We start from the raw sequence: 24,905 nt of genomic DNA, 5'->3' as shown, positions 1-24,905 counted from the left end.
ACCATGGAGGCACAGTGCGCTTGAGAGTGGAGTTCACCACCGAGCCCTTCGATCTCGACGAGGCGCCGGCCCACGCGGTCGTCGCCCGCGAGGTCGTCCAGTCGGCCGACCTGGACGCCGTGGACGTCGGTCCGTTCGGCAACACCGCAGAGGGCGGCTCCGACGAGGTGCTCACCGCGGTGGACTCCTTGCTGCGCAAAGCCCTGGCATCGGGTGCCACCCGGGTCTCTCTCCAGGTCAACGTGATCGGGGAGGACCACCGGTGACCGAGCCCGCGGACCACCCCCTCGTCGCGGCGGTCAAGCCGCTCGTCGACGCCATGGGCGCCGAGCTGCTCGGCCCCGAGCAGGCACTCCCCGACGACGTCGTGCTGGCCTGGGAGGGGCAGGAGGTCATAGCGGTCCGGCTGCCGCAGCTCTCGGACTCGCTGGACCACATCCTGGCCGCGATGGAGCGCAGGCACGGCATGCCGCTCGCGGAACTGGACCGCAGGACCAAGCAGACGGTCGTCCGGGCTCTGGAGGCACGCGGTGCCTTCTCCGTACGCCACGGTGTGGAGACGGTGGCGGGGGCGCTGGGGGTCAGCCGGTTCACCGTCTACAACTACCTGAACAGGGACATCGGGCCCAAGGGCGAGTAGTTGGGTGCGTGGACGAGTGGTCCGCGCGGCGTCACGGAAGGCCGTCGTCCGGATCAGCGGGCGACGGCCTTTTACATGAACGTAATTTCAACAAAGTGTTGACGTGGTGTTGTGGAGGGCGTTAGCTATCCGCAGCCCGACCGACGCACAGCGAAAAACAGCCACGGAGGCTCCCGTGACTTCGAGCTCCACACCGGGCCTCGCCCGGTTCAACACCCTGGCGGACCGCGAGGCGGCCGTCGCACTGCACGAGGTGTGTGCCAGTGCGGCCTGGGGAAGAACGATCCTCTCCGGGCGCCCCTACGCCACGACGGAAGCCCTGTTCCGCGCGAGCGACACCGCCACGGCGGCCCTCGACGCGCAGGACCTGGCCGAAGCCATGGCCGGCCATCCGCCGATCGGCCGCCCGAAGCCCGGGGACCCGACCTCCTCCCGCGAACAGCGGGGGATGGCCGGCGCCTCCGAGGAGCTCAAGACCGAGATGCTCGAACTCAACCTGGCCTACCAGGAGCGGTTCGGACATGTCTTCCTGATCTGCGCCACCGGGGCCACCGGTGAGCAGATGCGCGACGCGCTGAAGGCCCGGTCCGCGAACTCGCCCGAGCAGGAGCGCGGACACGTGCGCACCGAACTGGGCAAGATCAACCGCATCAGGCTGACCCGTCTCGTCACGGAAGACTCGTAACAGAAGGAGAGTGAAGGTCTTGAGCACCTTCGCCACCGCATCGGTGTCCACCCACATCCTGGACACCAGCATCGGCCGCCCCGCCCCCGACGTAGCCATCACGCTCGCCGCCCGCACGGGCAGCGACGCGCGGTGGGTGCCGCTCGGCGGTTCCGCGACCGATGCGGACGGGCGCTGCAAGGACCTGCCGGCCCTGCCGGAAGGCACCACCCACGTACGGCTCGATTTCGAGACCGAACCGTACTTCACAGCCAAGAAGCAAGCCGAGGCGCAGCAGGACGCCCCCCGCGTAAGGGACAGCGGCGCGTTCTTCCCGGAGGTGGCGATCACTTTCGCCGTCACCCCGGGCGAGCACTATCACGTACCGCTGCTGCTCAACCCGTTCGGCTACTCCGTATACCGAGGGAGCTAGCAGACACATGCCCACGATTCTCGGCCAGAACCAGTACGGCAAAGCAGAGAACCGCGTCGTCAAGATCACGCGGGACGGCGACACCCACCACATCAAGGACCTGAACGTCTCGGTCGCGCTCTCCGGCGACATGGACGACGTGCACTACTCCGGCTCCAACGCGAACGTCCTGCCCACGGACACCACCAAGAACACGGTGTTCGCCTTCGCCAAGGAGCACGGCATCGAGTCCGCCGAGCAGTTCGGCATCCACCTCGCCCGTCACTTCGTGACGTCGCAGGAGCCGATCGAGACCGCGCGGATCCGCATCGAGGAGTACGCCTGGGAGCGCATCGCCACCTCCGACGGGAACTCGCGCTTCATCGGGTCCGACGAGGTCAAGCACTCCTTCGTCCGCAAGAACCAGGAGATCCGCACCAGCCAGATCACCTTCGACGGTGACAAGTGGCAGGTCATCTCCGGTCTCAAGGACCTCACGGTGATGAACTCGACCAACTCCGAGTTCTGGGGCTACGTCAAGGACGAGTACACGACGCTCAAGGAGGCGTACGACCGCATCCTGGCCACCGACGTCTCCGCCCGCTGGCGCTACAACTGGACCAGCGACGAGGAGCGGATGCCGAACTGGGAGAAGTCCTACGAGCAGGCTCGCAAGCACATGCTCCAGGCCTTCGCCGAGACGTACTCCCTCTCGCTCCAGCAGACCCTGTACCAGATGGGTTCGCGCATCATCAACAGCCGCAGCGAGATCGACGAGATCCGGTTCTCGCTGCCGAACAACCATCACTTCCTGGTGGACCTGGAGCCGTTCGGCCTCAAGAACGACAATGAGGTCTACTTCGCGGCCGACCGTCCGTACGGGCTCATCGAGGCCACCGTGCTGCGGGACGGCATCGAGCCGCAGATCCCGGTCGACATGACCAACCTCTGACGCGGCGCCGCCGGTTCCCGTCCGTCCACAGCGGACGGGGGCCGGCCGGGCCGGAGGGAACTCCCATGGCACAGCCTGCACTCGGGCCGAAGGAATCGGCAGGTCCATGTCCCACCCCACCGGACGGAACGGTCCATCCGGTGGACGAGAAGCTTGCCCCGTCGCGGCTCCTGCCCGCCGCGCTCCAGCACATCGCCGCCATGTACGCGGGCGTCGTCACCCCTCCGCTGATCATCGGACAGGCCGTCGGCCTCGACCAGGCCGGCATGACCCGGCTCATCGCGGCGAGTCTCCTGATCGCCGGTTGCGCCACCATCCTGCAGACCCTCGGCATCGGGGGCTTCGCCGGTAACCGGCTGCCGTTCGTCAACGCCGCGTCGTCCGCCGGAATCGCGCCGATGCTCGCCATCGCCGAGACCAGTGCGCCGGGCCACCAACTCCCCGCGATCTACGGGGCGGTGCTCGTCGCCGGCGTGTTCTGCCTGCTCGTCGGACCGTTCTTCGGCAGACTTCTGCGGTTCTTCCCGCCGCTCGTCACCGGCGTCGTCATCACCCTCATCGGCGTCACCCTGATGCCGGTCCCGGTCGCCTGGGCGCAGGGCGGAGACAAGACCGCGGCCGACTTCGGTGCGATGAAGTACCTCGCGCTGGCCGCCTTCACCCTCGTCGTCATCCTGGTCATCCAGCGCTTCGGACGCGGATTCCTGCGCCAAGTGGCACTGCTCATGGGTCTGTTGATCGGAACGCTGGCCGCGATCCCGTTCGGCCTCGCCGACTTCTCCGCCCTGCGCACCGCACCGCTGGCCGCGCTGCCCACCCCCTTCGCCTTCGGCGCACCGGAGTTCCAGCCCGCCGCGATCCTCTCCCTCTGCATCGTGATGCTCGTCCTGATGACCGAGTCGTCCGCCGGGATGCTGGCGCTCGGCGAGATCTGCGACCGGCGTACCGACGGCCGGACCATCACCCGCGGACTGCGCACCGACGGCATCGCCACCCTCGTCGGACCGGTCTTCGGAGGCTTCCCGACGAGCGCCTTCGCGCAGAACGTCGGCGTGGTCTCCCTGACGAAGGTGCGGAGCCGCTACGTCGTCGCGGCGGCCGGCGGCGCCCTGCTGGTCCTCGGCGCCTTCCCGGTGCTCGGCGCCGTCGTCTCGCTCGTCCCGATGCCCGTGCTCGGCGGCGCCGGCATCGTCCTGTTCGGCTCCATCGCGGTGAGCGGCATCCGAACGCTCTCCGAGGCGGGGCTCGACGACAGCTCCAACATCATCCTGGTCGCCGTCGCCCTCGGCGCGGGCATCATCCCGCTCGCCGCGCCCGGCTTCTACGCGGGCTTCCCGTCCTGGGCACAGACCGTCCTGGGCTCCGGCATCAGCGCCGGAGCGCTCGTCGCGGTCCTGCTCAACCTGTTCTTCCACCATCTCGGCACCCACAGCCGCACGGCCGTGGCACTCAAATCCTCCTAGGGTCCTGCCGTGCCCACATCGCTGATGAGAGAAGGAAGCACCATGGCAGCACCGGCAGCGCCCGACCGAGTGGAACGCATCGTCATCGAGAACTGCTCGATCGCGACCGTCGACGCCGACGACACCGAGTACGCCTCGGGTCATGTCGTCGTCGCGGGCAACCGCATCGAGTCCGTCGGCGCCGGCCGGGCACCGGAGGGCCTGGACAACGTCGTACGCCGGATCGACGGCACCGGGCACCTCGTCACACCCGGCCTGGTCAACACGCACCACCACTTCTACCAGTGGATCACCCGTGGCCTGGCCACCGACCACAACCTCTTCGAGTGGCTGGTGGCGCTGTACCCGACCTGGGCGCGCATCGACGAGCCGATGGCCCGCGCCGCCGCGCAGGGCTCGCTCGCCATGATGGCCCGCGGCGGTGTCACCACGGCCATGGACCACCACTACGTCTATCCGCGGGGCTCCGGTGACCTGTCCGGCGCCATCATCGGCGCCGCCCGCGACATGGGCGTACGGTTCACCCTCGCCCGCGGTTCGATGGACCGCAGCGAGAAGGACGGCGGGCTACCGCCCGACTTCGCCGTGGAGAGCCTCGAAGGCGCCCTGGCCGCCACCGAGGCGACCATCGACGAGCACCACGACGCCTCCTTCGACGCGATGACCCAGGTGGCCGTCGCACCCTGCTCCCCGTTCTCCGTCTCCACCGAACTCATGCGACAGGGCGCCGAGTTGGCGCGCCGCCGCGGAGTGCGGCTGCACACCCACGGCTCGGAGACCGTGGAGGAGGAGAAGTTCTGCCACGAACTGTTCGGCATGGGCCCGACCGACTACTTCGAGTCGACCGGCTGGCTCGGCGACGACGTGTGGATGGCGCACTGCGTCCACATGAACGACTCCGACATCGCCGCCTTCGCCCGCACCGGCACCGGCGTCGCCCACTGCCCGTCCTCCAACGCCCGGCTCGCCGCGGGCATCGCCCGGGTTCCGGACATGCTGGCCGCCGGCGTCCCGGTCGGCCTCGGCGTCGACGGCACCGCGTCCAACGAGTCCGGCGAACTCCACACCGAACTGCGCAACGCCCTCCTCATCAACCGCCTCGGCCCGCACCGCGAACGCGCCCTGAATGCCCGTCAGGCCCTGCGCCTGGGTACGTACGGCGGCGCTCAGGTACTCGGGCGGGCCGGCCAGATCGGTTCCCTGGAGCCCGGCAAGCTCGCCGACCTGGTGCTCTGGAAGCTGGACACCATCGCCCACGCCTCCATCGCCGACCCGGTGACCGCCCTGGTCTTCGGCGCCGCGGCCCCGGTCACCCTGTCACTCGTCAACGGCAGGCCCGTCGTCGAGTCCGGCCGGCTCACCACGGCGGACGAGGACACCATCGCCCGCGCCACCCGCGACGAGGCCCGCCGCCTCGCGCAGATCGCCGCCGGAGCCTGAGGGTTCCGGCGCCCCCGAACCGGCCGGCCGAGGGGGACGGCCCTCGACCGGCCGCCGTGGACCCGAGCGGGGTCCACGGCAACCGGTACGGGGGGCGCGTATTCAGACGCACGCGCCTCCCGTACCGCTGAACCGAAGCTGCCGCACCAGCTGCACGACCTGCCCCACCTGCATCAACGCACCACCTCCCTGATACCCGCGTCGCCGCAGACGTGTACCCGACCGGAGGAACCGCCGTGGCAGCTACGCCCAGGTTTCGCAACGCCGCAAGTGCAGCATCCGACCCCGACGAGATACCGGAGCCGGCCCGGTCCGACCGCCCTCATCCGGTGGACGAGACACTTCCCCCACTGAAGATGTTCACCAGCGGCCTCCAGCACGTGGCCGCGATGTACGCGGGCGTGGTGGCCCCGCCCATGATCGTGGGCCCCGCCGTGGGACTCACCCCGAAGGAGACCGCCTTCCTGATGGGGGCGAGCCTGTTCACCGCGGGCATAGCCACCCTGCTCCAGACGCTCGGCCTCTGGCGCATCGGCGCCCGGCTGCCGTTCGTCAACGGCGTCTCGTTCGCCGGGGTGACACCCATGGTGGCGATCGGCAAGGACCGGGGGCACGACGGCATCGCCGTCATCTTCGGCGCGATCATCGTCGCGAGCCTCCTCGGCTTCGTCCTCGCCCCCTACTTCTGCAAACTGGTCCGCTTCTTCCCGCCGGTCGTCACCGGCACGGTCATCACCCTGATCGGTGTCTCCCTGCTGCCGGTCGCCTTCAACTGGTCCCAGGGCGGCAACGCCACCGCGGACGACTACGGTTCCACCACCAACATCACCATGGCGGCGGTCACCCTGGTGATCGTCCTCGCCCTGAGGAAACTGCTCCGCGGCTTCCTCCAGCAGATCGCGATCCTGCTCGGGCTCGTCGTCGGCACCCTCATCGCGATCCCGGTCGGCATCACCGACTTCGGGGCCATCAAGGACGCCGACCTGGTCGGCTTCCCCACCCCGTTCCACTTCGGGGCACCGCAGTTCGAGATCGCCGCGATCGTCTCGATGTGCATCGTGATGCTGGTCTGCATGACCGAGTCGACGGCCGACATGCTGGCGCTCGGCAAGATCGTCGGCCGGCCGGCCGGCGAGCGGACCATCGAGGGAGGTCTGCGCGCGGACACCCTGGGCAGCGCCATCAGCCCGCTGTTCAACGGCTTCATGTGCAGCGCCTTCGCCCAGAACATCGGGCTGGTCGCGATGACCAAGGTCCGCAGCCGCTTCGTCGTCGCCGCGGGCGGCGGCATCCTCATCCTGCTCGGCCTGTTCCCGGTGGCCGCGTCCGTCATCGCGCTCGTACCCCTGCCGGTGCTCGGCGGAGCGGGCATCGTGCTCTTCGGGTCGGTGGCGGCGAGCGGCATCCAGACGCTGGCGAGTGCCGCACTGGAGAAGGGTGAGAACGCGCTGATCGTGGCCGCCGCCGTCGGCATAGGCCTGATACCGATCGCCGCGCCGGACTTCTACCACGCCTTCCCCAAGGACCTGCTCGTCGTGCTGGACTCCGGGATATCCACCGGATGCGTCGTGGCGATCGTCCTCAACCTGGCCTTCAACCACCTGGGCCGGAAGCCGGACCCGGAGGAGGGGGCGGAGCCGGAGGCCGAGGAACTGGCCAAGGCGGCTGCTGTGAGCGTGCACTGACGACTCGTCAACACGAAGTGGCGCGTACGGCTGTGCCCGTGAGGGAGGAGACCGTACGCGCCACCGCCGTGTCCGGGGCCGGGTCGGCGCCCGGGGTGCGTCAGCCGATGTGGAAGCTGTCGCCGTAGACCTTCCAGTCGAGCGGCGGGTCCAGGTTCAGGTTGCCGTTCTGGAGGAAGACCCGCTGGGCGGTGTCCACCCGGCTGGTGTCGGAGTGGGCCTCCTCCTGCTCCATGGCCCAGACCCGCGCGTCCAGGAAGGCGTTGAGGTAGGTGACCTCGTCGCCGCCCTGGGCCGGCGGCTTCGCCTTCGCGAGGGCCCGCTCGCGGATACTGCCGAAGCTCGTGCTGTCGCCGCCGTCGCCGTGCATGACGATGGCGTCGTAGTACGCGAACTGGCCGAGCGTGCCGAGGCCGTCGCTCTTGCCGCGGCTCACCGCCGGGTCGAAGTAGACCCGGTCGCGCTCGTCGTTCTGCGCCTGCTGGAACGCCGGATCGTCCGCCGCCGTCTTCCAGGCATCGGTGAAGCCCGGGTCGAGCCCCTCGTGCGAGTCGGTGCCGTCCACCTCGCGCAGGGCCGGCAGGTACTGCGCCAGCGGGTTGCCTGGCTCCCGGTCGGTGTACAGCTCCACGAGGTCGAGCATGTCGCCGGTGCCGGAGCAGAATCCGATGATGCCGGCGGTGTAGCCGCGGCCGTCGTCGATGTCCTCGATGTACTCGTACTGGGACTTCCAGTCCAGCGAGGAGTTCTCCGCGCTGGAGACCAGTTGCATGGCGATGTCCTTCTTCGCCGGATCGTCGAGCCCGGTCGCGGCGGCCTCCTGGTGGTGAGCGGCCGGCGGTGCGGGGGTGGTGCCGGCGAAAGCGGTGACGGGGAACGCCGTGAGCGTCAGCCCGAGCGCGACGAGTGCGACGCGCAGGGAACGGGTGTTGCGACGTGCGGTGCGCTTGTGGGGAGCGTGCACCAGTCCTCCAGGGGAGTTCGTCGTTCCGTTGCTTCTGTTAGGAAGCTTTCCTATCAGGGTGCGGCGACTGTCGTACACCCCTTCGACGTACCTGAGTTGAGTGGGTCCCCGGGATGCCGCGAAGCCCCGCTCCGGGCGTGGGCCGCCTGGAGCGGGGCCGGGAAGCGCGGCGTCAGCAGTTGAGGTAGGCCACGTGGATCCACACGCCGGTGGGACCGCCCCACAGGTCGCCCATCACCCAGTTGCCCTGCTGGCCACGGTAGTTGAGGTTCTGTCCCTTGTTCACCTGGCCCAGCACGGGGTAGTCCGTCCCCGGCCCGCCGCGGAAGTTCACGCCGTTGTCGTTCACCGTGCAGACCAGGGTCGGCGCGGCCTCGGCGTGGTGTGCGGCGACGGTGCCCGGAGCGGCCTGGGCGGCGGGAGAGCCCACCAGCCCGAGGCCGGCGGTCAGTGCCAGTGCCGCCATCAGAATCATCTTCTTCATGTCGTGTGCTCCTCGGTCGCCGGCCCGCCCCGTGCGGGCCGTCCGCCCGGTCTCAACGGGCCGTGCCGTCCTGGGGACACGGGTGCCGAGCGCATGCCCGGATGTGAGTGAAAGCGCAGGTCGCACGTGGTGCGCACCGGCGCACACGGCCGCCATGGCCACTGCTCCGCGCGCCTGCCGGCCGAGGGTTTAGGGCCCCTCGATCCGGTAGCTGTCGCCGTAGACCTTCCACTTCAGCGGAGTCTCCAGTCCGAGCTTCCCCTCGCGCAGGAACACCCGCTGGGCCGTGTCGACCCGGCTGGTGTCGTTGTGCGAGGGCTCCTGGTGGATCGCCGCTACCCGCGCGTCCAGGAACGCGCCGAGGTACGCCACTTCGTCGCCGCCCTGCGCGGGGGCGCGGGCCTTCGCGAGCGCGTTGCGGCGTATCGTGCGGAAACCGACCGTGCCCGCCGTGTCGCCCGACCCGTGCATCACGTACGCGTCGTAGTAGATGAACTGGCCCAGTGCGCCGAGTCCGTCCGTTCGGGCCTGCCCGACGGCCGGATCGAAATACGACGCGTCCCGTTCGGCGTCCTGCGCCGAACGGAAGGCCGCGTCACCGGCCGCGTCCGCCCATGCCCGGGTGAACGGGCGTCCGAGCCCGGTGTGCGCGTCGGTGCCCTCCACGGCCCGCAGCGCCGGCCGGAACCGCTCCAGCGGATTGCCGGGCCGGGCCTTCGCGTACCGCTCGACGACGCGCAGCATGTCGCCGGTGCCGGAGCAGAATCCGATGATGCCGGCGGTGTAGCCGCGGCCGTCGTCGATGTCCTCGATGTACTCGTACTGGGACTTCCAGTCCAGTGAGGAGTTCTCCGCGCTGGAGACCAGTTGCATGGCGATGTCCTTCTTCGCCGGATCCTCCAGCCCTGCCGACGAGACGCCCTTGCCGTACGCGGCGTCGGATCCGGTGCCCGTACATCCGGTGAGCGCGGACACGGTCAGGACGAGGGCGGCGGCCGAGGTGACCAGGGAACGCGTGCTGAGCTTCACCGGTACAGCCTGCCAGGCCGCAGGGTGGTTCCCGATCATTCGGCTGTAGCGTCGGGGGTATGGATGATCGGTCGGTCGTTGATGTCGGCGATGTGCGTCTGGCGTACCGGACCTGGGGCGATCCGTTCGGCTCGCCCGTCGTGCTGCTGCACGGTCTCGCTGGTTCGGCCGCGAGCTGGGAGGCGGCCGGGAGGCTGCTCGGTGAGCAGTGGCGGGTCTACGCCCTCGATCTGCGGGGCCACGGGGAGAGCGACTGGCCCGACGAGTACGACTTCGAGGTGATGACCGAGGATCTCCTCGGCTTTCTCGACGCCTGCGAGCTCGACCGCGTCGGTCTGGTCGGCCATGACATGGGCGGTGCCGTCGCCCTGCTGTTCGCCGAGGAGCACGCGGACCGGGTGGAGCGGCTCGTGCTGGTGGAGACCCCGCCGCCGTTCCCGGGCGCGGCCGGTCCCGATGTGGTGCCCGACGGGCCGGTGGACTACGACGAGGCGGCGCTCGCGGCCGTACGGACGCAGCTGGCCGACCCCGATCCGGCGTGGCAGGAGTGCCTCGGGGAGATCGTCGCCCCGACACTCGTGCTGGCAGGCGGCCCGGAGAGCACGATGCCGCAGGTGCGGCTCCAGGACCTGGCCGCCCTGATCCCGGACTGCCAACTGATCACCCTCGGCGGCGGTCACCTGGTCCACGAGGTCCACGCCGATCAGGTCGCCCACCGGATCACGGAGTTCTTCACCAGCTGACGAGCCCGGGGGCGTCAGCCGCCCGGCCGCCAGTCGGGGCGCCGGCCGCTCCGGGCGACCGCCCGGTCCAGCAGCGGCGCGTCGTCCGGCACCGGGACGGGCGGGCCGAACGGCGAGCCGGCCGGAGGGTCCTCGCCGAGGTCGGCCAGTAGTGCCAACGTGGAGTGCAGATGCGCCTCCTCGGCCCCGAACGGCTGCCCCGTCGCCCGCGCCAGGTCCCAGCCGTGCAGCACCAGCTCGTTGAGCCCGACGAGGCCCGCGATCCCGCCGGGCAGGTCCACGCTGCCGGCCCGGGTCATGCCCTGCCAGGCCTCGGGGGAGCGCCAGGCGGCGACCATCTCGTCGAGTGCCTGGGGCAGCGTGCCGCGCCAGCCGTCGTCGAGCACCATCTCCGCCACCTCGGGTGGTTCGTCGGTCGCCGGCCCCAGTTCCTTGCGCGCGGCGTCACGGAAGGCGGTGGCGAGCCCGTCGACATGGGCGAGCAGGGCGCCCACCGTGACACCGGGGCAGGGTGTCGGCCCGGACAGCGTCGTGTCGTCGACCGCGTCGAGCAGCGCGGCGATCCGTCGCGCCGCGGGCGCGAGATCCTGCGGGGGAGCGGTCGCCGGCCCGGCGTCCATGAGGCTGCCGCCGGCCGTGGAGGTCCCGTCGTCCATACCGTTCTCGTTGTCCATACAGGGCAGACTCCCCGCACGCCCCGGACTCATCGCCCGACAGCACACCGGCTCGCCGGCACCCTCGCTCAGCGCACCACGCGCCCGCGCAGGACGATCCGGCTCGGGCGGTCCAGCACCGCCGGATCGGTGGTCGGGTCGGTGGCGTAGGCGACGAGGTCGGCCGGGGCCCCGTCAACGAGTCCGGGCAGTCCCAGCCAGGCGCGCGCCGTCCAGGACGCCGCGCCGAGCGCCGACTCGGGGGAGAGCCCGGCCCGTACCAGCCAGGACGCCTCACCCGCGACCGTTCCGCACGGGAGCGAGTCGGTGCCCGCCAGCACGGTGACGCCCGCCTCGTGAGCGGCCCGCACATTGCCGAACATGGTGTCCCAGCCGGCCAGCCACAGATCGCGCCGCACGCTCGGCTCCCGGGCCCGCATGGCGTCCACGCCCCGGCCGAAGACGCTCAGCGTCGGTACGAACGCCGTGCCCTGCCCGGCCATCCGGTCCAGCAGCGCCGGGTCCAGGTGCATCCCGTGCTCCAGACTGTCGGCCCCCGCGAGCACCGCGTTGCGTGTGCCATCGGCGGTCTGGCAGTGCACCGCCACCTTGCCGCCGGCCGCGTGCACCGCCTCCACCACCGAGGCCAGCAGCGTGAGCGGCAGCGCGGGCTCGTCCGCGCGCCAGTCACCCACGACCTTGCACCAGCCGGAGGAGGCCGTGGACTCCTCCACGGCGGCCCGCACGAGTTCGTCCTCGCCGACATCCCGGCCGAAGCCGGGGAAGAACCGGCCGGGTGTGGCCAGCCACCGCCCGGCCGACGTGACCCGGGGCAGCTCCGGGTCCTTCGCCACCCACGCGGGCATCCGCGCGGCCGTCCCCGGAGTGCGTACCGCCAGCACCCCGGCGTCCCGGTGCTCGCCCAGATGGCGACGCAGCACCTCCTCGTCGAATTCGGTGTCCGGCCCCTCGGCCCCCGGATGCGTATGCACGTCGACCAGCCCGGGCAGCAGCCAGCCCCCGTCGACGACGGTCTCGGCGTGCCGCCCGGCGAAGCCGCCGGGCGGCGTCCCCGTCCGCAGCACCTCGCCGTCGACCCAGAACGACCGCTCCTCGCGCTCGGGGAGCACCACCCCGCGTATGCACAGCATGGGCCGACCGTACGTCAACGGGCCCTGCCCGGAAGGCGGTCGGGGCGGGCCCGGTGCACACCGGCACATTGCGGAAGGTTCGGCCCCGTCCCCTTGTCGGCGACCCCCGGACCATGCGATACAGGTCTGGACCATTGCTGCCGGACGGAAGGCATGACCGTGCAACGCCCCCACGCACCTGCCGCGTTGGCCTGCTCAGCCGCCCTGCTCCTCGGCACGCTCACCGCCTGCGGCGCGGAGGCCGAGGCCGACACCCGTGGCCCCACGGCGCCGGGAGGGGTGACGGCGCAGGCGAGCAGCGCCACCTCCGCGCACGTGATGTGGAAGGCCGCCACGGACGACAAGGCCGTCACCGCGTACGAGGTCTACCGCAAGGGCGAGAAGGTCAGGACCGTCACCGCGGCCCGGTTGATGATCGACGTCGACGGGCTGACCGCGTCCACCGCGTACACCTTCACCGTCCGCGCCCGCGACGCGGCCGGGAACCTCTCCGCGCCGAGCGCCGCCGCCTCCGTCACCACACCCGCCCCGACCCCGGCCGACCACGCGGCCCCGACCCGGCCGGTGGAACTGCGCGGCAAGGCGGACGGCAGCCGGGCCGCGACGCTGTCCTGGGGCGGCTCCACGGACGACATCGGCGTCACCTCGTACGACATCTACCAGGAGGACTCGCGCATCCACAGCGTGCCCGGCACGCAGACCACGGCGCATCTGACCGGGCTTCGGCCGGGCACCGTCTACACCTTCACCGTCCGCGCCCGCGACGCGGCCGACACCTCGTCGAAGGACAGCAACGCCTTCGACCTCACCACCGCGTCAGCCCCCGGCGCACCCGCCTCCACCGCCCCCACCGACCTGCGGATCACGAGCACCGCCCAGGGCAAGGGGTACGCCGTCGACCTGGACTGGAAGCAGCCCGAGACCGGGGGCGAGATCCCCGCCTACCAGCTCTATATCGGCGGCCGGCTGACCACCACCATCGTCTGGGGAGGCAAGCCGCCCGCGGGCCGGGCGAACTACCGGCTCACCGTCAGCGACCCCCGTGGCACCCGCTACTCGATGAAGATCCGGCCCAGACTTCCGGACGGGAAATGGGGCGACTTCTCGGCGGTGCGCACGGTGGTGCTCGGCGGCTGACCGGCCCTCAGCCATGCGTAGGGCCCTCCCCTGTGGTCCCTTTGATCCCAGAACCTCATTGACGGCCTCCACGAGGAACAGGGGATGGGCGATGGACCCGGGCTCCCGCGTCGACCGGGCGGCATCCGCCGTCGTCCCGTACGCCAGGGCCGAGCCGAACCCGCGTTTCCACCCGGAGCAGGACCCGAAGGAGGCGCGGAGACTGCGCGTCACCCACTTGGAGGCACTGCGCCCGTTCGGAATTCCGCTCACCGTCGCCCCCGGCGACACCGGCCCCGGATTCGAGCCCGCGACCGGCGGCCCCGCCTACCGGGCCGCGTGGAAGGCCCCGCGCGAGGGCTGGGGCGCGGAGCCCGCCGTCATCGCGGAGGCGGCCTTCCCGCGGGGGTACGCGCTCGTCCACACCGTCGGGAGCGCCGCGTGAGCACGATGGACACCGGGACCGAACCGGACACGAAGCCCCCGGGCAGAAGGAAGTTCGTCTTCCCCAGCGCGCTGACGGTCCTGGTGGTCGTCACGCTCGCCGTCTGGGCGCTCGCCTTCCTCATCCCGTCCGGCGCGTACGACCGAACCAAGGACGGCGCGCCGATCCAGGGTACGTACCACCGTGTCCCCTCCGGCCAGAGCGTCATCGACCGGCTGAACGACCTCTTCCTCTCCCCGGTCAACGGCCTGTACGGGGTGCAGGACGCCAGGACCGGCCAGGTCGGCCCGGACATGGCCGGCGAACTGTACGGCAGCGCGGGCGTGTTCCTCTTCGTCATCGCCATCGGCGCCTTCATCACCGTCGTCTTCGCCACCGGCGCACTGGACCTGGGCATCGGCCGCCTCGCCCACCGGCTGCGCGAGCGGGGCGCGCTCCTCATCGCCGGTGTGATGCTGGTCTTCTCGCTGCTGGGCACGGTCGAGGGCTTCGCCGAGGAGACCCTGGGCTTCTACGGGCTGATCGTCCCGCTGATGCTCGCACTCGGCTACGACCGCATGGTCGCCACCGGCACGATCATCCTCGGCGCGGGCATCGGTGTGCTCTGCTCCACGGTCAACCCGTTCGCCACCGGGGTCGCCTCAGCCGCCGCCGACATCTCGCTCGGCGACGGCATCGTGCTGCGCGGGGTGATGTGGATCGTCCTGACGGCGGTGACGATCGCCTACGTCATCCGGTACGCCACACGCGTCCGCGGGAACCCGGACCGCTCACTCTCCGGCTTCCTGCCCGGCGACCGTGAACACGCGGCGGCCGAGACGGACGAACCGCCCGTACTCACCCCGCTCCACCGCGTCGTCCTGGTCCTGGTCGGTCTGACCTTCGCCTTCATGATCTTCTCGGTGGTCCCGTGGTCCAGCGCCCTGACGGGCGACGCCGACGCCACCCCGTACGGCTTCGAACTCGGCTGGTCCTTCCCGCAGCTGGCCGCGCTCTTCCTGGTCGCGGCCGTCCTGGTCGGCATCGTGGCCCGGTTCGGCGAGCAGAAGCTCAGCGCCACGATCGTCCGGGGCGCCGCGGACTTCATCTCGCCCGCGCTGGTCATCGTGCTGGCCCGTGGCGTCACGGTCATCATGAACAACTCCCGGATCACCGACACCGTCCTGCACTCGATCGAGGGGCTGGTCTCGGGCACCTCCTCGGCGGTCTTCGCCGTCGTGGTGTTCGTCGTCAACCTCCCGCTGGCCTTCCTGATCCCGTCCACCTCCGGCCACGCGACCCTGGCCATGCCGGTCCTGGCCCCGCTCGCCGACTTCGCGGGCGTCTCGCGCGCGGTCGTCGTCACGGCCTGGCAGGCGGCCAGCGGCTGGATGAACCTGTGGGTGCCGACGACGGCGGTCACCATCGGCGGGGTGGCCCTGGCCAAGGTGGGATACGACAAGTACCTGCGTTTCGTCTGGCCGCTGCTCGCGATTCTGGCCGTCCTGATCTGCGGGTTCGTCGCGCTGGGTGCGGTATGGACGTGAGCGGTCCGATGTGGATAACGCCTCAAATCGATACATTCGACCCATAGCGGTACGCTGGCCGCGGTGCCCATCGAAGGGGTCACCTGCCTGGTGCACGGGCCCCTGGACGGAGCCCGGACCGGCCGACTGCGACGCGCGGGAGGAACCATGACCAACCCCGAGCAGGACCCGAACCAGCAGGAAGGACCCGCGGACGGTGGTGCCGCGGGCACGCCCGGCGTGCACGACGGCGGGGCGGACGGCGGGGCGGACGGTGGCGCCGAGGGGCCCGCGGACGGTGGCGCGGCCGGTACGCCCGGCGTCCATGACGGTGGTGCGGACGGCGGGGCGGACGGTGGCGCCGAGGGGCCCGCGGACGGTGGCGCGGCCGGTACGCCCGGCGTCCACGACGGCGGTGCGGACGGCGCGGCGGACGAGTCCGGCAACGGTTCTTGAGCGACTCCCGGACCGACCTCCAGGACCCCGGAGCCGCACGGACGGGCCCCGGGGTTCTGGAGACACGCCTGACCGGCATGCGCCGGGAGGAGTTCGCCCGTGACGTCTGGGCGCGCACGCCACTGCTGACGCGTCGCGCCGACGAATTCTCCGATCTGTTCTCCGCCGACGCCGTGGACGAACTGGTCTCGCGCCGCGGACTGCGTACACCCTTCCTCCGCGTGGCCAAGAACGGCTCCACGCTCCCCGGTTCGTCGTTCACCTCGTCCGCGGGCGTGGGCGCCACCATCTCCGACCAGCTCGACGACACCGCTCTGTGGCGCGAGTTCGCCGACGGCGCCACCCTCGTCCTGCAGGCACTGCAGCGCACCTGGGGCCCGGTCGGGGACTTCGGCACCGCGCTGAGCACGGAGCTGGGACACCCGGTACAGGCGAACGCCTACATCACTCCGCCCCAGAACCGCGGCTTCGACGACCACTACGACGTCCACGACGTCTTCGTCCTCCAGATCGAGGGCACCAAGCGCTGGATCATCCACGGGCCCGTACACCCCGACCCGCTGCGCGACCAGCCCTGGACCGACCGCCGCACCGCCGTCGCCGAGGCGGCGAAGGCGGAACCCCACATCGACACCGTGCTCGAACCGGGCGATGTCCTCTACCTGCCGCGCGGATGGCTGCACGCAGCTGAGGCGCAGGGCCGTGTCTCGATCCACCTGACGCTCGGAATCCACAGCTGGACCCGGTACGAACTCGCGGAACAACTCGTCCGGGCCGCGCTCGCGACCCTGCGCGACGACCCGCGCATGCGTGGTTCCCTGCCCCTCGGCGTGGACGGGCCGGCCGGCGAGCTGGACATGGTGCGCGAACGACTCCTCGCCGCCGTCATGGAGGCCGATTCCACTCCGCTGTTCGACCGCGCGCGGCGGGGCCAGGGACGGCCGGGCCCACTGGGGCCGCTGGCCCAGCTCGCGGCCGTCGACGGTCTGCGCCCCGGGACGCCGGTCCGGCTCCGGGAGGCACTGGAAGCACGGCTGGAGGGCAGGCGCCTGAGCACCCGCGTGGGCCGGCTCGACTTCGCGGAGAAGGACATGCCGTCCCTGGCCCGGCTGCTCGACGGCGAAGTCCGCACCGCCGGCGATCTCGGCGTCGAACTCGTCGGAAGACTGCTGCACGCGGGCGTACTCGTGCCCGCCGCACCGTGACGCCGCCGCGGTGACCGGGGTGACGGGCACGGAACGCTTCTTCTGCGCCGACGCCGCCCGGGTCCGCGGCGACTCGATGACCGGCACGGCGCCGCACGGACTCGTCTGGGTCCTCATCGAGTACCGCGACGGATGGCCGTCCAACGGCTTCGACGGCCTCGATCTGCACCCCCCGACCAAAGCGCTCCTGTTCAGCGCCGCCCAGGCGGTGCGGGCAAGGATCCTCCTGGTCAGACGGTACGGACGCCGCAGGCACGAGGGCCCGAACCGCTGGGCCGTACTGCGCTACGAGAGTTCCGGCGCCCACCGCCAGCAGTGGGGCACCTGGAGCCGTGACGAGGACCTGGCGCAGATCGCCGGAGCTCTCGTCGTACCCGGCGCCCCCGGAGAAACCGGCCTCCCGCCCGTTGTCCTCGTCTGCACCCATGGCCGGCACGACACCTGCTGCGCGGTACGCGGACGGCCCGTGGGACGCGCCCTGAGCGAGCGCTGGCCGGATCTGGTGTGGGAGTGCACGCACGTCGGCGGGGACAGGTTCGCCGCGAACGTGGTCGTCGCGCCCGACGGCGTCTACTACGGCGGCCTCGACGCCGGGTCATCCGTCGCCGTGGTCGAACAGCACCTGGCCGGACGGATCCACGCCGGACACCTGCGCGGATACACCGATCTCTCCCCACCCCAGCAGACGGCTGTCGCGGGGGTGCTGGCACGCTTCGGCCCGGCCGGGCGGCACGACTACGTGGTGGCCGCGACCTCCCGCGCCGGCGCCCACTGGTGGATCCGTGTCATCGGCCGCCCGCCCCGGCCGACCGCCTTCGACGTCGAGGTACGGGCCCACCGCGCGCCGGCGCGGCAGCTGACCTGCCACGGGCCTGCGACGAGTGCGGCGTTCGTCCACGAGGTCACGTCGATCCGCGCCGGCTGAGGCCCGTACCGGAGGGGGAGCGGCCGGCGCGGCGGACCGGCTCCTCGCGACACCCCGCCGCCCCCGGCGCCGCACGGGCACCGGGGGCGGCGGCGTACGCCGGAGGTCTCAGCGCAGCTGCTCGTACGCCGGCAGCGTCAGGAAGTCCGCGTAGTCCTGGTCCAGGGAGACCTGGAGCAGGAGGTCGTGGGCCTGCTGCCACTTGCCGGCGGTGAAGGCCTCGTCGCCGATCTCGGCGCGGATCGCGGTCAGTTCCTCGGCCGCGACCTTGCGGGCCAGCTCGGCCGTGGCGTGCTCGCCGTTCTCGAAGACCACGTCCGCGTTGATCCACTGCCAGATCTGCGAACGGGAGATCTCGGCGGTGGCCGCGTCCTCCATCAGGTTGAAGATGGCGACCGCGCCCATGCCGCGCAGCCACGCCTCGATGTAGCGGATGCCGACCGCGACGGCGTTGCGCAGGCCGTCGTAGGTGGGCTTGGCGTGCAGCGTGTCGATGGCGATCAGGTCGCCGGCGGCGACCGAGACGTCCTCGCGCAGGCGCTCCTTCTGGTTGGGCTTCTCACCGAGGACCGCGTCGAAGGAGGCCATGGCGATCGGGACCAGGTCGGGGTGGGCGACCCAGGAGCCGTCGAAGCCGTCGTTCGCCTCGCGGTCCTTGTCGGCCTTGACCTTCTCGAACGCGACCTTGTTGACCTCGGCGTCGCGCCGGGACGGGATGAAGGCCGCCATGCCGCCGATCGCGTGCGCACCGCGCTTGTGGCAGGTGCGGACGAGGAGTTCGGTGTACGCCCGCATGAAGGGGGCGGTCATCGTCACCGCGTTGCGGTCCGGCAGGACGAACTTGGCGCCGCCGTCACGGAAGTTCTTGACGATGGAGAAGAGGTAGTCCCAGCGGCCCGCGTTCAGCCCGGAGGCGTGGTCGCGGAGCTCGTAGAGGATCTCCTCCATCTCGTACGCGGCGGTGATCGTCTCGATCAGGACCGTGGCGCGGACGGTGCCCTGCGGGATGTCGTTGTAGTCCTGGGCGAAGACGAAGATGTCGTTCCAGAGGCGGGCCTCCAGGTGCGACTCCGTCTTCGGCAGGTAGAAGTACGGGCCCTTGCCGAGGTCGATGAGGCGCTGGGCGTTGTGGAAGAAGTACAGGCCGAAGTCGACCAGGGCGCCGGGGACCGGGGTGCCGTCGAGCTGGAGGTGCCGCTCGTCCAGGTGCCAGCCGCGCGGGCGGGTTACGACGGTCGCGAGCTCGTCGGCGGCCTTCAGGGCGTACGACTTGCCGGACTTCGGGTCCGTGAAGTCGATGTTCCGGTTGTAGGCGTCGATCAGGTTGAGCTGGCCGGTGACCACGTTCTCCCACGTGGGGGCGGACGCGTCCTCGAAGTCGGCGAGCCAGACCTTGGCGCCCGAGTTCAGGGCGTTGATGGTCATCTTGCGGTCCGTGGGACCGGTGATCTCCACCCGGCGGTCGTTCAGGGCCGCGGGGGCCGGGGCGACCTTCCAGGAGTCGTCCGCACGGACCGCCGCGGTCTGCGGCAGGAAGTCCAGCGTTGAGGTGCGGGCGATCTCGGCGCGGCGCTCGCCCCGGCGGGCGAGCAGCTCGTCACGGCGCGGTGTGAACCGGCGGTGCAGCTCGGCCACGAACGCGAGAGCCGCGGGGGTGAGGACCTCGTCCTGCCGGGGCAGGGGCTCGGCATCGACGATGGCCAGCGAGGACGGCGCTGGTGCGGACATGAGCTGTCACTCCTTCAGCGGGCGGTGCGGGCGGCGTCTCACGGCCGCCGGGTCGCCTGGAACGGCACGGCGTGCCATGGCTCCGGGATACGGCCGTGGTCGCCGTCTGAGGTGCAGAGGGCTTCTGACCAGTGGATAGTAGTTTCCTCATGGTGGAAGTTCAATGGTTTGTTGATGTCGAGATTCTCCGGGTCGACAGAACCGGGTCCCCGATGGCGCAGCGTGCCAGTGCGTTCACTCCAGGTGGGACAGGTCCTCCGCCGTGTCGATGTCGTACGCCTGAGCCACATCGGAACACTCGACGAGCGTGATCGCATCGCGGTGCTCCCGCAGATAGGCGCGCGCACCCTGGTCGCCCACCGCCCCCGCCGCGATGTCTGCCCACAGACCGGCCCCGAACAACACCGGATGGCCGCGTTCCCCCGCGTACTTGGCCGCGGCCAGACTCGTCCGGGAGCGGTAGGCCGATCGCACCCGCGCCACCGCCTGCGAGCCGATGCCGGGCTGGTCGACCAGCATGACCAGGGCCGCGTCCGCGCCCGTACCCGCGAGGGCGGCGAGGCCCGCCCGCAGCGAGGAGCCCATGCCCTCGGTCCACTCCGGGTTGACGCTCACCGTGCAGTCGGACAGCTCCGCCCTGGCCCGCACCTCGTCGGCCGCCGCGCCGAGCACCACATGGACCGGGCCGCAGCCGCCGTCCCGCAGGGTGGCGACCGCGTGGTCGACGAGGAGACGGCCGCGGTGTTCGAGCAGTGCCTTGGGGCGGCCACCCAGTCGGCGGCCGCCGCCCGCGGCGAGGAGGAGTCCGGCGACGGCCGGGGTGCCGGACGGGGAGGGGGAAAGCGGTGTGCTTGTCATGCGGACTGGATACCTCAGACGGGCCGTTCCCGCACGGTCGGACCGCCCGCAACCGCTTGTGGCCGCGCGGGACGGTCGGTCGCAACCCATTGTGACCGCCCGGGACACACCGAGTTCCGTCCGCGGAGTGGCGCCCGGCACCTGTCATGGCGTTAACTTGCCCGCACCCCCGGACACTTGACCACGGTTCGGGAGGTGGTCGAGACACCGGCACAAGGACGTGCGAGGGGGAGTGCTTTGTTGAAAAGCGTGGGGCAGGCGCGGGTGACCAGCGGCAACGAGGATCCGAGGGTGACGGAGCTGCGTACGGCCGTCTCCCGGCTCCGGAGGGAGCTGGCAGGACACCCCGCGGAGTTCCCGGACCGGGCGATCGCCGAGGACGAGCTGGCGGCGCTGGACGCGATGGCGGTCAGCGGTGCGCCCGAGATCCCCCGGCTCCGCCGGTCGCTGCTGCTGATCGCGGGGGCGATCGGTTCGGTCAGCGCCCTGGCGTCGGCACTCAGGGACGTACGCGTCGCGGTGGATCTCTTCGGCGAGCCGCCGCGCCGCTGAGCCGGGTGCGCGGCTTCCGGCCGGCGTACTCGCGGGGAGGGCGGCGGTTCAGCGGCGGATGAGCCTGCGGGCCGTCGCCGCGGCGACCGCCGCCGTGCGCGAGTCGACGCCCAGCTTGGCGTAGATGTGCACCAGATGGGACTTCACCGTCGCCTGACTGAGGAACAGCTTCTTGCTGATCTGCAGGTTCGACAGACCCTCGCCGACCAGTTGCAGGACCTCCAGCTCGCGCTTGGTCAGCGCCTCCGCGGGGGTGCGCATGCGGTCCATCAGCCGGTGTGCGACGGCCGGGGCGAGCGCCGACCGGCCCGCCGCCGCCGTACGGACCGCGGCCGCGAGCTCCTCGGGCGGGGCGTCCTTCAGCAGATAGCCGGCGGCGCCCGCCTCGACCGCGGCCAGGATGTCGGCGTCCGTGTCGTACGTGGTCAGGATCAGCACCCGGGGCGCGTCCGGCACCGCGGTGATCGCCGCGGTGGCCTCCGAGCCGTGCAGCCCCGCGCCGAACTGCAGGTCCATCAGCACCACGTCGAATCCGCCGGCCGCGGCCAGGGCGACGGCCTGTTCGGCGGTGGCGGCCTCGGCGGCGACATGGAAGTCCGGCTCGGTGTCCAGGACGGCCCGCAGCCCCGCCCGGACCACCGGATGGTCGTCGGCGAGGAGCAGTCTGATCGGATCGGTCATGCGGGGTCCTGTCCGTTGGCTGCCGCGACGGGGAGCGGCAGGGTGAGGGCGACGGCCGTGCCCTGGCCGGGTGCCGACTCGACGCTCAGTGTGCCGCCCAGGGACCGGGCCCGGGACCGCATCGCGGGCAGGCCGAAGCCGCCGGTCCCGGCGCCGCCCGGGGCGGTGTCCGCAGCCGCCGGCCGGCTGCCCGGCGCGAATCCGCGGCCGTCGTCGACGACGTCCAGCGACACCGAGGTGTCCATGAAGCTCAGCGTGATCTCGGCCCGCCGCGCCCCGGCGTGCTGCACCGTGTTGGCCAGCGCCGACTGGGCGGTGCGCAGCAGCGCCACCTCGTACGGGGTGGGCAGCTCCACCGGAGTGCCGCTGACGGCGAACTGCACCGTCAGCGCCGTGTCGGTGGTGCGTGCCGTGAGCCGTTCCAGAGCGCCGGCCAGCGAGCCGTTCTCCAGATCGGGCGGGGTCAGCGCACGGACGAAGCGGCGGGCCTCGGCGAGATTGTCCTGCGCGGCCTCGCGGGCCTGGCGGACGTGCGGGGCCGCGGGCGCCTCCGGCGGCAGGGTGCGCTCGGCCGCGCGCAGCAGCAGCTGGATGCTGGAGAGGCCCTGCGCGAGGGTGTCGTGGATCTCGCGGGCGAGCCGTTCGCGCTCGGCGAGCGTCCCGGCGGTACGTTCGGCCTCGGCCAGCTCCGCCCGTGTCGAGACGAGCTCCTCGATGAGTTCGCGGCGCCGCTCGCTCTCCCGGAACAGCGCGTCGTACCCGAGCACCGTGGCGACGGCCACCGCCGCCCCGAGCAGCGGACCGATGAAGGTGCCGGGCGTGACCGCCTGCCCGTGCAGCAGGAAACTGGTGATGGCGGCGGCCGCGGTCACCACGACGGCCGGCAGCCCCCAGCGCATCGGCAGCAGGTGCAGCTGGAGGAAGTAGAGCGGGAAGGCCACCCACAGCCCGTCCGGGGAGAGGACGAGCAGCACCAGCCAGAGCGCCCCCAGCGCGGCGAGCCAGCAGGCCCCCGCCCGGGTCAGCGGCTGCACGACGGGGGCGAGCGCACCCGCCGCGTACACGGCGGCCAGTACGCAGGACACCGCGACGACGGCGGTGGCGTGCTGCGCCCCGCCGCTCACGGCCTTGACGGCGGCCAGCGCCAGCAGCCCCAGCAGCAGGGCGTGCAGGCACAGCCGCAGCGCGGCGGCGACCGGGGGGTGGACACGTGTTTCCATGATTCGTCCAGCGTAGGCGCGAGGCGCCCGGCGCCGGTCAACCGAAAGGTTGATGTCGGGCCCAGCCGGCGGGCGATGTTTCCCGGGCCGCGCGAACCGACGCTGGAGTCATGTTCGTTGCATGGAGAGATCTTCGGTTCGCCAAGGGCCGGTTCGCGCTCATGGGCACGGTCGTGGTGCTGATCACGCTGCTCGTGGGTCTGCTGTCCGGCCTCACGGCCGGTCTGGCCCGGGAGAACACCTCGGCCGTCACGGGGCTGAGCGCCGACCACCTGGCGTTCGCCGCCCCGCCCGACGGCCAGTCGGTGTCCTTCACCAATTCCACCGTCGAGGAGAGCGCCTGGCGGAGCTGGTCCGGGCGGCCGGGGGTCGAGAAGGCCCAGCCGCTCGGTATCCGCACGCTGAACGCGGCCGCGGTGGCGGGGGAGCGCACGGCGGCCGTCTCCGCGTTCGGCGTCGAGCCGGACGGGGGACTGGCACCCGCCGGGGCCCGGGTGGGCCCCGGGAAGGCCGTGCTCTCCGAGCAGGCGGCGCAGGACCTGTCCGTACGGGCCGGCGACCGGCTGCGGCTCGGCGGCGACGAGGTCACCGTCGCGGCGGTCTCCGGCGACGCCTCTTACAGCCACACACCGGTCGTGTGGACCGCACTGGCCGACTGGCAGCGCTTCGGGGCCGACGGTGCGGGGAACACCGCCCACGCCACCGTGGTCGCCCTCACCACCACCGAAGGCGCCGATCTGGCGGCGGGCGACAGGGCCGCCGGGACCAGCACGCTCACCCTGGACGGCTCCCTCACCGCCATCGGCTCCTACCAGGCCGAGAACGGCTCGCTCCAGCTGATGCGCGGTTTCCTCTTCGCCATCTCCGCCCTGGTCATCGGCGCCTTCTTCACCGTCTGGACGATCCAGCGCAGTGGCGACGTAGCCGTGCTCAAGGCGCTGGGGGCCTCCACGCCCTATCTGCTCCGCGACGCGCTCGGCCAGGCCGTGGTGATGCTCGCCATCGGTACCGGAATCGGCACCGCGCTCGCCGCCGGCGTCGGCGCCCTGGTCAGCGGTGGGGCCGTGCCCTTCGTCCTGGAGGCGTCGACCGTCCTGGTCCCGGCCGCCGTCATGATCGCCCTCGGCGCCGTCGGGGCGGCCCTGTCCATCCGGCGGATCACCGCCGTAGACCCGCTCACCGCACTCGGGAGTGCCCGATGACCCTCACGCTCACCGACGTCACACTGACCTACCCCGACGGCGACGGACGGCTCACCGCCCTGGACCGGATCGCACTCGACGTACCCGCGGGCACCCTCACCGCAGTCGTCGGCCCCTCCGGCTCCGGAAAGTCCAGCCTGCTGGCCGTGGCCGCCACCCTCGTCACCCCGGACGAGGGAGCCGTCGTCATCGCCGGAACCGACACCGTGGGGCTCGGCCGTGCGGACAAGGCCGAGCTGCGCCGCGAGCGGATCGGCATCGTGTTCCAGCAGCCGAACCTGCTGCCGTCGCTGACCGCCGCCGAGCAGCTCCAGGTCATGGCCCATCTGTCGGGCGGCGCGGCCCGCGCCGCCCGGACCCGGGCGCTCGAACTGCTCGACGCGGTCGGTCTCGCGGACAAGGCCGACCGCAGACCGCACCAGCTCTCGGGCGGCCAGCGTCAGCGGATCAACATCGCCCGGGCCCTGATGAACGACCCGGCGGTCCTGCTGGTCGACGAACCGACCAGCGCACTGGACCACGAACGGGGCGCGGCGGTGCTGGAACTGCTCGTCACGCTGACCCGGCAGCGGTCGACGGCGACCGTCATGGTCACCCACGACCGGGCCCATCTGGACCGGATGGACGCGACGGTCACGATGCAGGACGGCCGGCTGACGGCCCCGGCAGTGGTCTGAGGGCAGGGGAGGGGGCGGACGCAACCGAGGTGGTTTGGTGGGTGGCGCAGGAGAA

Annotated in this window: 27 protein-coding genes; 18 read left to right on the top strand and 9 right to left on the bottom strand. The window is 71.6% G+C overall.

What is annotated here, in order from left to right:
* Positions 1-14: 14 nt before the first annotated feature.
* The 8 genes from ACFVJX_RS13720 to ACFVJX_RS13685 all read left to right on the top strand — a co-directional run bounded on the left by ACFVJX_RS13720 (position 15) and on the right by ACFVJX_RS13685 (position 7,256).
* On the top strand, positions 15-266 hold the full coding sequence (locus ACFVJX_RS13720; protein WP_384132974.1) for a hypothetical protein: 252 nt from the start codon (positions 15-17) through the stop codon (positions 264-266).
* Positions 263-640: a helix-turn-helix domain-containing protein gene (locus ACFVJX_RS13715; RefSeq protein WP_384132970.1), complete on the top strand. Its 378-nt coding sequence runs from the start codon at positions 263-265 to the stop codon at positions 638-640. Before ACFVJX_RS13720 ends, ACFVJX_RS13715 begins: the two co-directional genes overlap by 4 nt.
* A 175-nt stretch (positions 641-815) precedes the next feature.
* Positions 816-1,325 (top strand): 2-oxo-4-hydroxy-4-carboxy-5-ureidoimidazoline decarboxylase, encoded by a 510-nt coding sequence (gene uraD / locus ACFVJX_RS13710; RefSeq protein WP_384132967.1) that lies wholly within the window; start codon positions 816-818, stop codon positions 1,323-1,325.
* A gap of 19 nt (positions 1,326-1,344) precedes the next feature.
* On the top strand, positions 1,345-1,737 hold the full coding sequence (uraH, locus tag ACFVJX_RS13705; RefSeq protein ID WP_384132965.1) for a hydroxyisourate hydrolase: 393 nt from the start codon (positions 1,345-1,347) through the stop codon (positions 1,735-1,737).
* 7 nt (positions 1,738-1,744) lie between these two features.
* A complete protein-coding gene (gene pucL, locus ACFVJX_RS13700; protein ID WP_384132962.1) occupies positions 1,745-2,668 on the top strand; it encodes a factor-independent urate hydroxylase in 924 nt (307 codons plus the stop codon).
* A gap of 65 nt (positions 2,669-2,733) precedes the next feature.
* Positions 2,734-4,131, top strand: coding sequence for a nucleobase:cation symporter-2 family protein (locus tag ACFVJX_RS13695; protein ID WP_384132959.1), 1,398 nt, complete (start codon positions 2,734-2,736; stop codon positions 4,129-4,131).
* Positions 4,132-4,173: 42 nt separating this feature from the next.
* Entirely contained in the window at positions 4,174-5,571 is a 1,398-nt protein-coding gene (locus ACFVJX_RS13690) for an 8-oxoguanine deaminase (RefSeq protein WP_384132956.1), read from the top strand.
* A 293-nt stretch (positions 5,572-5,864) separates the two neighbouring features.
* The gene (locus ACFVJX_RS13685; protein WP_384133048.1) at positions 5,865-7,256 is read left to right on the top strand and encodes a nucleobase:cation symporter-2 family protein; all 1,392 of its coding nucleotides are present in this window, start codon (positions 5,865-5,867) and stop codon (positions 7,254-7,256) included.
* A 100-nt stretch (positions 7,257-7,356) separates the two neighbouring features.
* Here ACFVJX_RS13685 and ACFVJX_RS13680 read toward each other — a convergent pair whose 3' ends face one another.
* The 3 genes from ACFVJX_RS13680 to ACFVJX_RS13670 form a co-directional block, all read right to left on the bottom strand.
* On the bottom strand, positions 7,357-8,220 hold the full coding sequence (locus ACFVJX_RS13680; protein WP_384132954.1) for a chitosanase: 864 nt from the start codon (positions 8,218-8,220) through the stop codon (positions 7,357-7,359).
* 172 nt (positions 8,221-8,392) lie between these two features.
* Positions 8,393-8,704, bottom strand: coding sequence for an SH3 domain-containing protein (locus ACFVJX_RS13675; protein WP_384132952.1), 312 nt, complete (start codon positions 8,702-8,704; stop codon positions 8,393-8,395).
* A gap of 189 nt (positions 8,705-8,893) precedes the next feature.
* Positions 8,894-9,733 (bottom strand): chitosanase, encoded by an 840-nt coding sequence (locus ACFVJX_RS13670; protein WP_384132950.1) that lies wholly within the window; start codon positions 9,731-9,733, stop codon positions 8,894-8,896.
* 59 nt (positions 9,734-9,792) lie between these two features.
* Here ACFVJX_RS13670 and ACFVJX_RS13665 point away from each other — a divergent pair, with 59 nt between their 5' ends.
* Entirely contained in the window at positions 9,793-10,476 is a 684-nt protein-coding gene (locus ACFVJX_RS13665; RefSeq protein ID WP_384132947.1) for an alpha/beta fold hydrolase, read from the top strand.
* A 14-nt stretch (positions 10,477-10,490) separates the two neighbouring features.
* Here the strand turns inward: ACFVJX_RS13665 and ACFVJX_RS13660 are convergent, their stop codons facing one another.
* A complete protein-coding gene (locus ACFVJX_RS13660) occupies positions 10,491-11,096 on the bottom strand; it encodes a TIGR03086 family metal-binding protein (RefSeq protein ID WP_384133045.1) in 606 nt (201 codons plus the stop codon).
* Positions 11,097-11,218: 122 nt separating this feature from the next.
* Positions 11,219-12,280: an amidohydrolase family protein gene (locus tag ACFVJX_RS13655; protein ID WP_384132944.1), complete on the bottom strand. Its 1,062-nt coding sequence runs from the start codon at positions 12,278-12,280 to the stop codon at positions 11,219-11,221.
* A gap of 153 nt (positions 12,281-12,433) precedes the next feature.
* Here ACFVJX_RS13655 and ACFVJX_RS13650 point away from each other — a divergent pair, with 153 nt between their 5' ends.
* The 6 genes from ACFVJX_RS13650 to ACFVJX_RS13625 all read left to right on the top strand — a co-directional run bounded on the left by ACFVJX_RS13650 (position 12,434) and on the right by ACFVJX_RS13625 (position 17,932).
* Positions 12,434-13,417 (top strand): fibronectin type III domain-containing protein, encoded by a 984-nt coding sequence (locus tag ACFVJX_RS13650; RefSeq protein WP_384132941.1) that lies wholly within the window; start codon positions 12,434-12,436, stop codon positions 13,415-13,417.
* Positions 13,418-13,508: 91 nt separating this feature from the next.
* A complete protein-coding gene (locus ACFVJX_RS13645; protein WP_384132938.1) occupies positions 13,509-13,841 on the top strand; it encodes a hypothetical protein in 333 nt (110 codons plus the stop codon).
* A gap of 5 nt (positions 13,842-13,846) precedes the next feature.
* Complete coding sequence (locus tag ACFVJX_RS13640) at positions 13,847-15,367, top strand: YfcC family protein (protein WP_384133042.1); 1,521 nt, start codon at positions 13,847-13,849, stop codon at positions 15,365-15,367.
* A 63-nt stretch (positions 15,368-15,430) separates the two neighbouring features.
* Positions 15,431-15,802 (top strand): BatC protein, encoded by a 372-nt coding sequence (locus tag ACFVJX_RS13635; RefSeq protein WP_384132936.1) that lies wholly within the window; start codon positions 15,431-15,433, stop codon positions 15,800-15,802.
* Complete coding sequence (locus tag ACFVJX_RS13630) at positions 15,799-17,007, top strand: cupin domain-containing protein (protein ID WP_384132933.1); 1,209 nt, start codon at positions 15,799-15,801, stop codon at positions 17,005-17,007. The genes ACFVJX_RS13635 and ACFVJX_RS13630 overlap by 4 nt, the downstream gene beginning before the upstream one ends.
* Positions 17,008-17,026: 19 nt before the next feature.
* On the top strand, positions 17,027-17,932 hold the full coding sequence (locus ACFVJX_RS13625; RefSeq protein WP_384132930.1) for a sucrase ferredoxin: 906 nt from the start codon (positions 17,027-17,029) through the stop codon (positions 17,930-17,932).
* Positions 17,933-18,040: 108 nt separating this feature from the next.
* Here the strand turns inward: ACFVJX_RS13625 and aceB are convergent, their stop codons facing one another.
* Together aceB and ACFVJX_RS13615 are read right to left on the bottom strand one after the other, a co-directional pair.
* On the bottom strand, positions 18,041-19,660 hold the full coding sequence (gene aceB, locus ACFVJX_RS13620; RefSeq protein ID WP_384132927.1) for a malate synthase A: 1,620 nt from the start codon (positions 19,658-19,660) through the stop codon (positions 18,041-18,043).
* A 234-nt stretch (positions 19,661-19,894) separates the two neighbouring features.
* The gene (locus tag ACFVJX_RS13615) at positions 19,895-20,518 is read right to left on the bottom strand and encodes an NTP transferase domain-containing protein (RefSeq protein ID WP_384132924.1); all 624 of its coding nucleotides are present in this window, start codon (positions 20,516-20,518) and stop codon (positions 19,895-19,897) included.
* A 249-nt stretch (positions 20,519-20,767) separates the two neighbouring features.
* Here ACFVJX_RS13615 and ACFVJX_RS13610 point away from each other — a divergent pair, with 249 nt between their 5' ends.
* Positions 20,768-21,070: a DUF5955 family protein gene (locus tag ACFVJX_RS13610; RefSeq protein WP_384133040.1), complete on the top strand. Its 303-nt coding sequence runs from the start codon at positions 20,768-20,770 to the stop codon at positions 21,068-21,070.
* 48 nt (positions 21,071-21,118) lie between these two features.
* Here ACFVJX_RS13610 and ACFVJX_RS13605 read toward each other — a convergent pair whose 3' ends face one another.
* Together ACFVJX_RS13605 and ACFVJX_RS13600 are read right to left on the bottom strand one after the other, a co-directional pair.
* Positions 21,119-21,751, bottom strand: a complete 633-nt coding sequence (locus ACFVJX_RS13605) for a response regulator (protein ID WP_384132922.1) — start codon at positions 21,749-21,751, stop codon at positions 21,119-21,121.
* On the bottom strand, positions 21,748-22,971 hold the full coding sequence (locus ACFVJX_RS13600) for a sensor histidine kinase (protein WP_384132919.1): 1,224 nt from the start codon (positions 22,969-22,971) through the stop codon (positions 21,748-21,750). Before ACFVJX_RS13600 ends, ACFVJX_RS13605 begins: the two co-directional genes overlap by 4 nt.
* Before the next feature lie 110 nt (positions 22,972-23,081).
* Between ACFVJX_RS13600 and ACFVJX_RS13595 the strand changes: the two genes are divergently transcribed.
* On the top strand, positions 23,082-24,173 hold the full coding sequence (locus tag ACFVJX_RS13595) for an ABC transporter permease (RefSeq protein WP_384132915.1): 1,092 nt from the start codon (positions 23,082-23,084) through the stop codon (positions 24,171-24,173).
* On the top strand, positions 24,170-24,850 hold the full coding sequence (locus tag ACFVJX_RS13590; protein WP_384132912.1) for an ABC transporter ATP-binding protein: 681 nt from the start codon (positions 24,170-24,172) through the stop codon (positions 24,848-24,850). The genes ACFVJX_RS13595 and ACFVJX_RS13590 overlap by 4 nt, the downstream gene beginning before the upstream one ends.
* Positions 24,851-24,905 lie beyond the last annotated feature (55 nt).

Source organism: Streptomyces sp. NPDC127177 (assembly GCF_042672475.1).
Classification (GTDB): Bacteria; Actinomycetota; Actinomycetes; order Streptomycetales; family Streptomycetaceae; genus Streptomyces.
The sequence above is the reverse complement of the archived record's forward strand: the minus strand, read 5'-3'. Positions and strand labels throughout refer to the sequence as shown.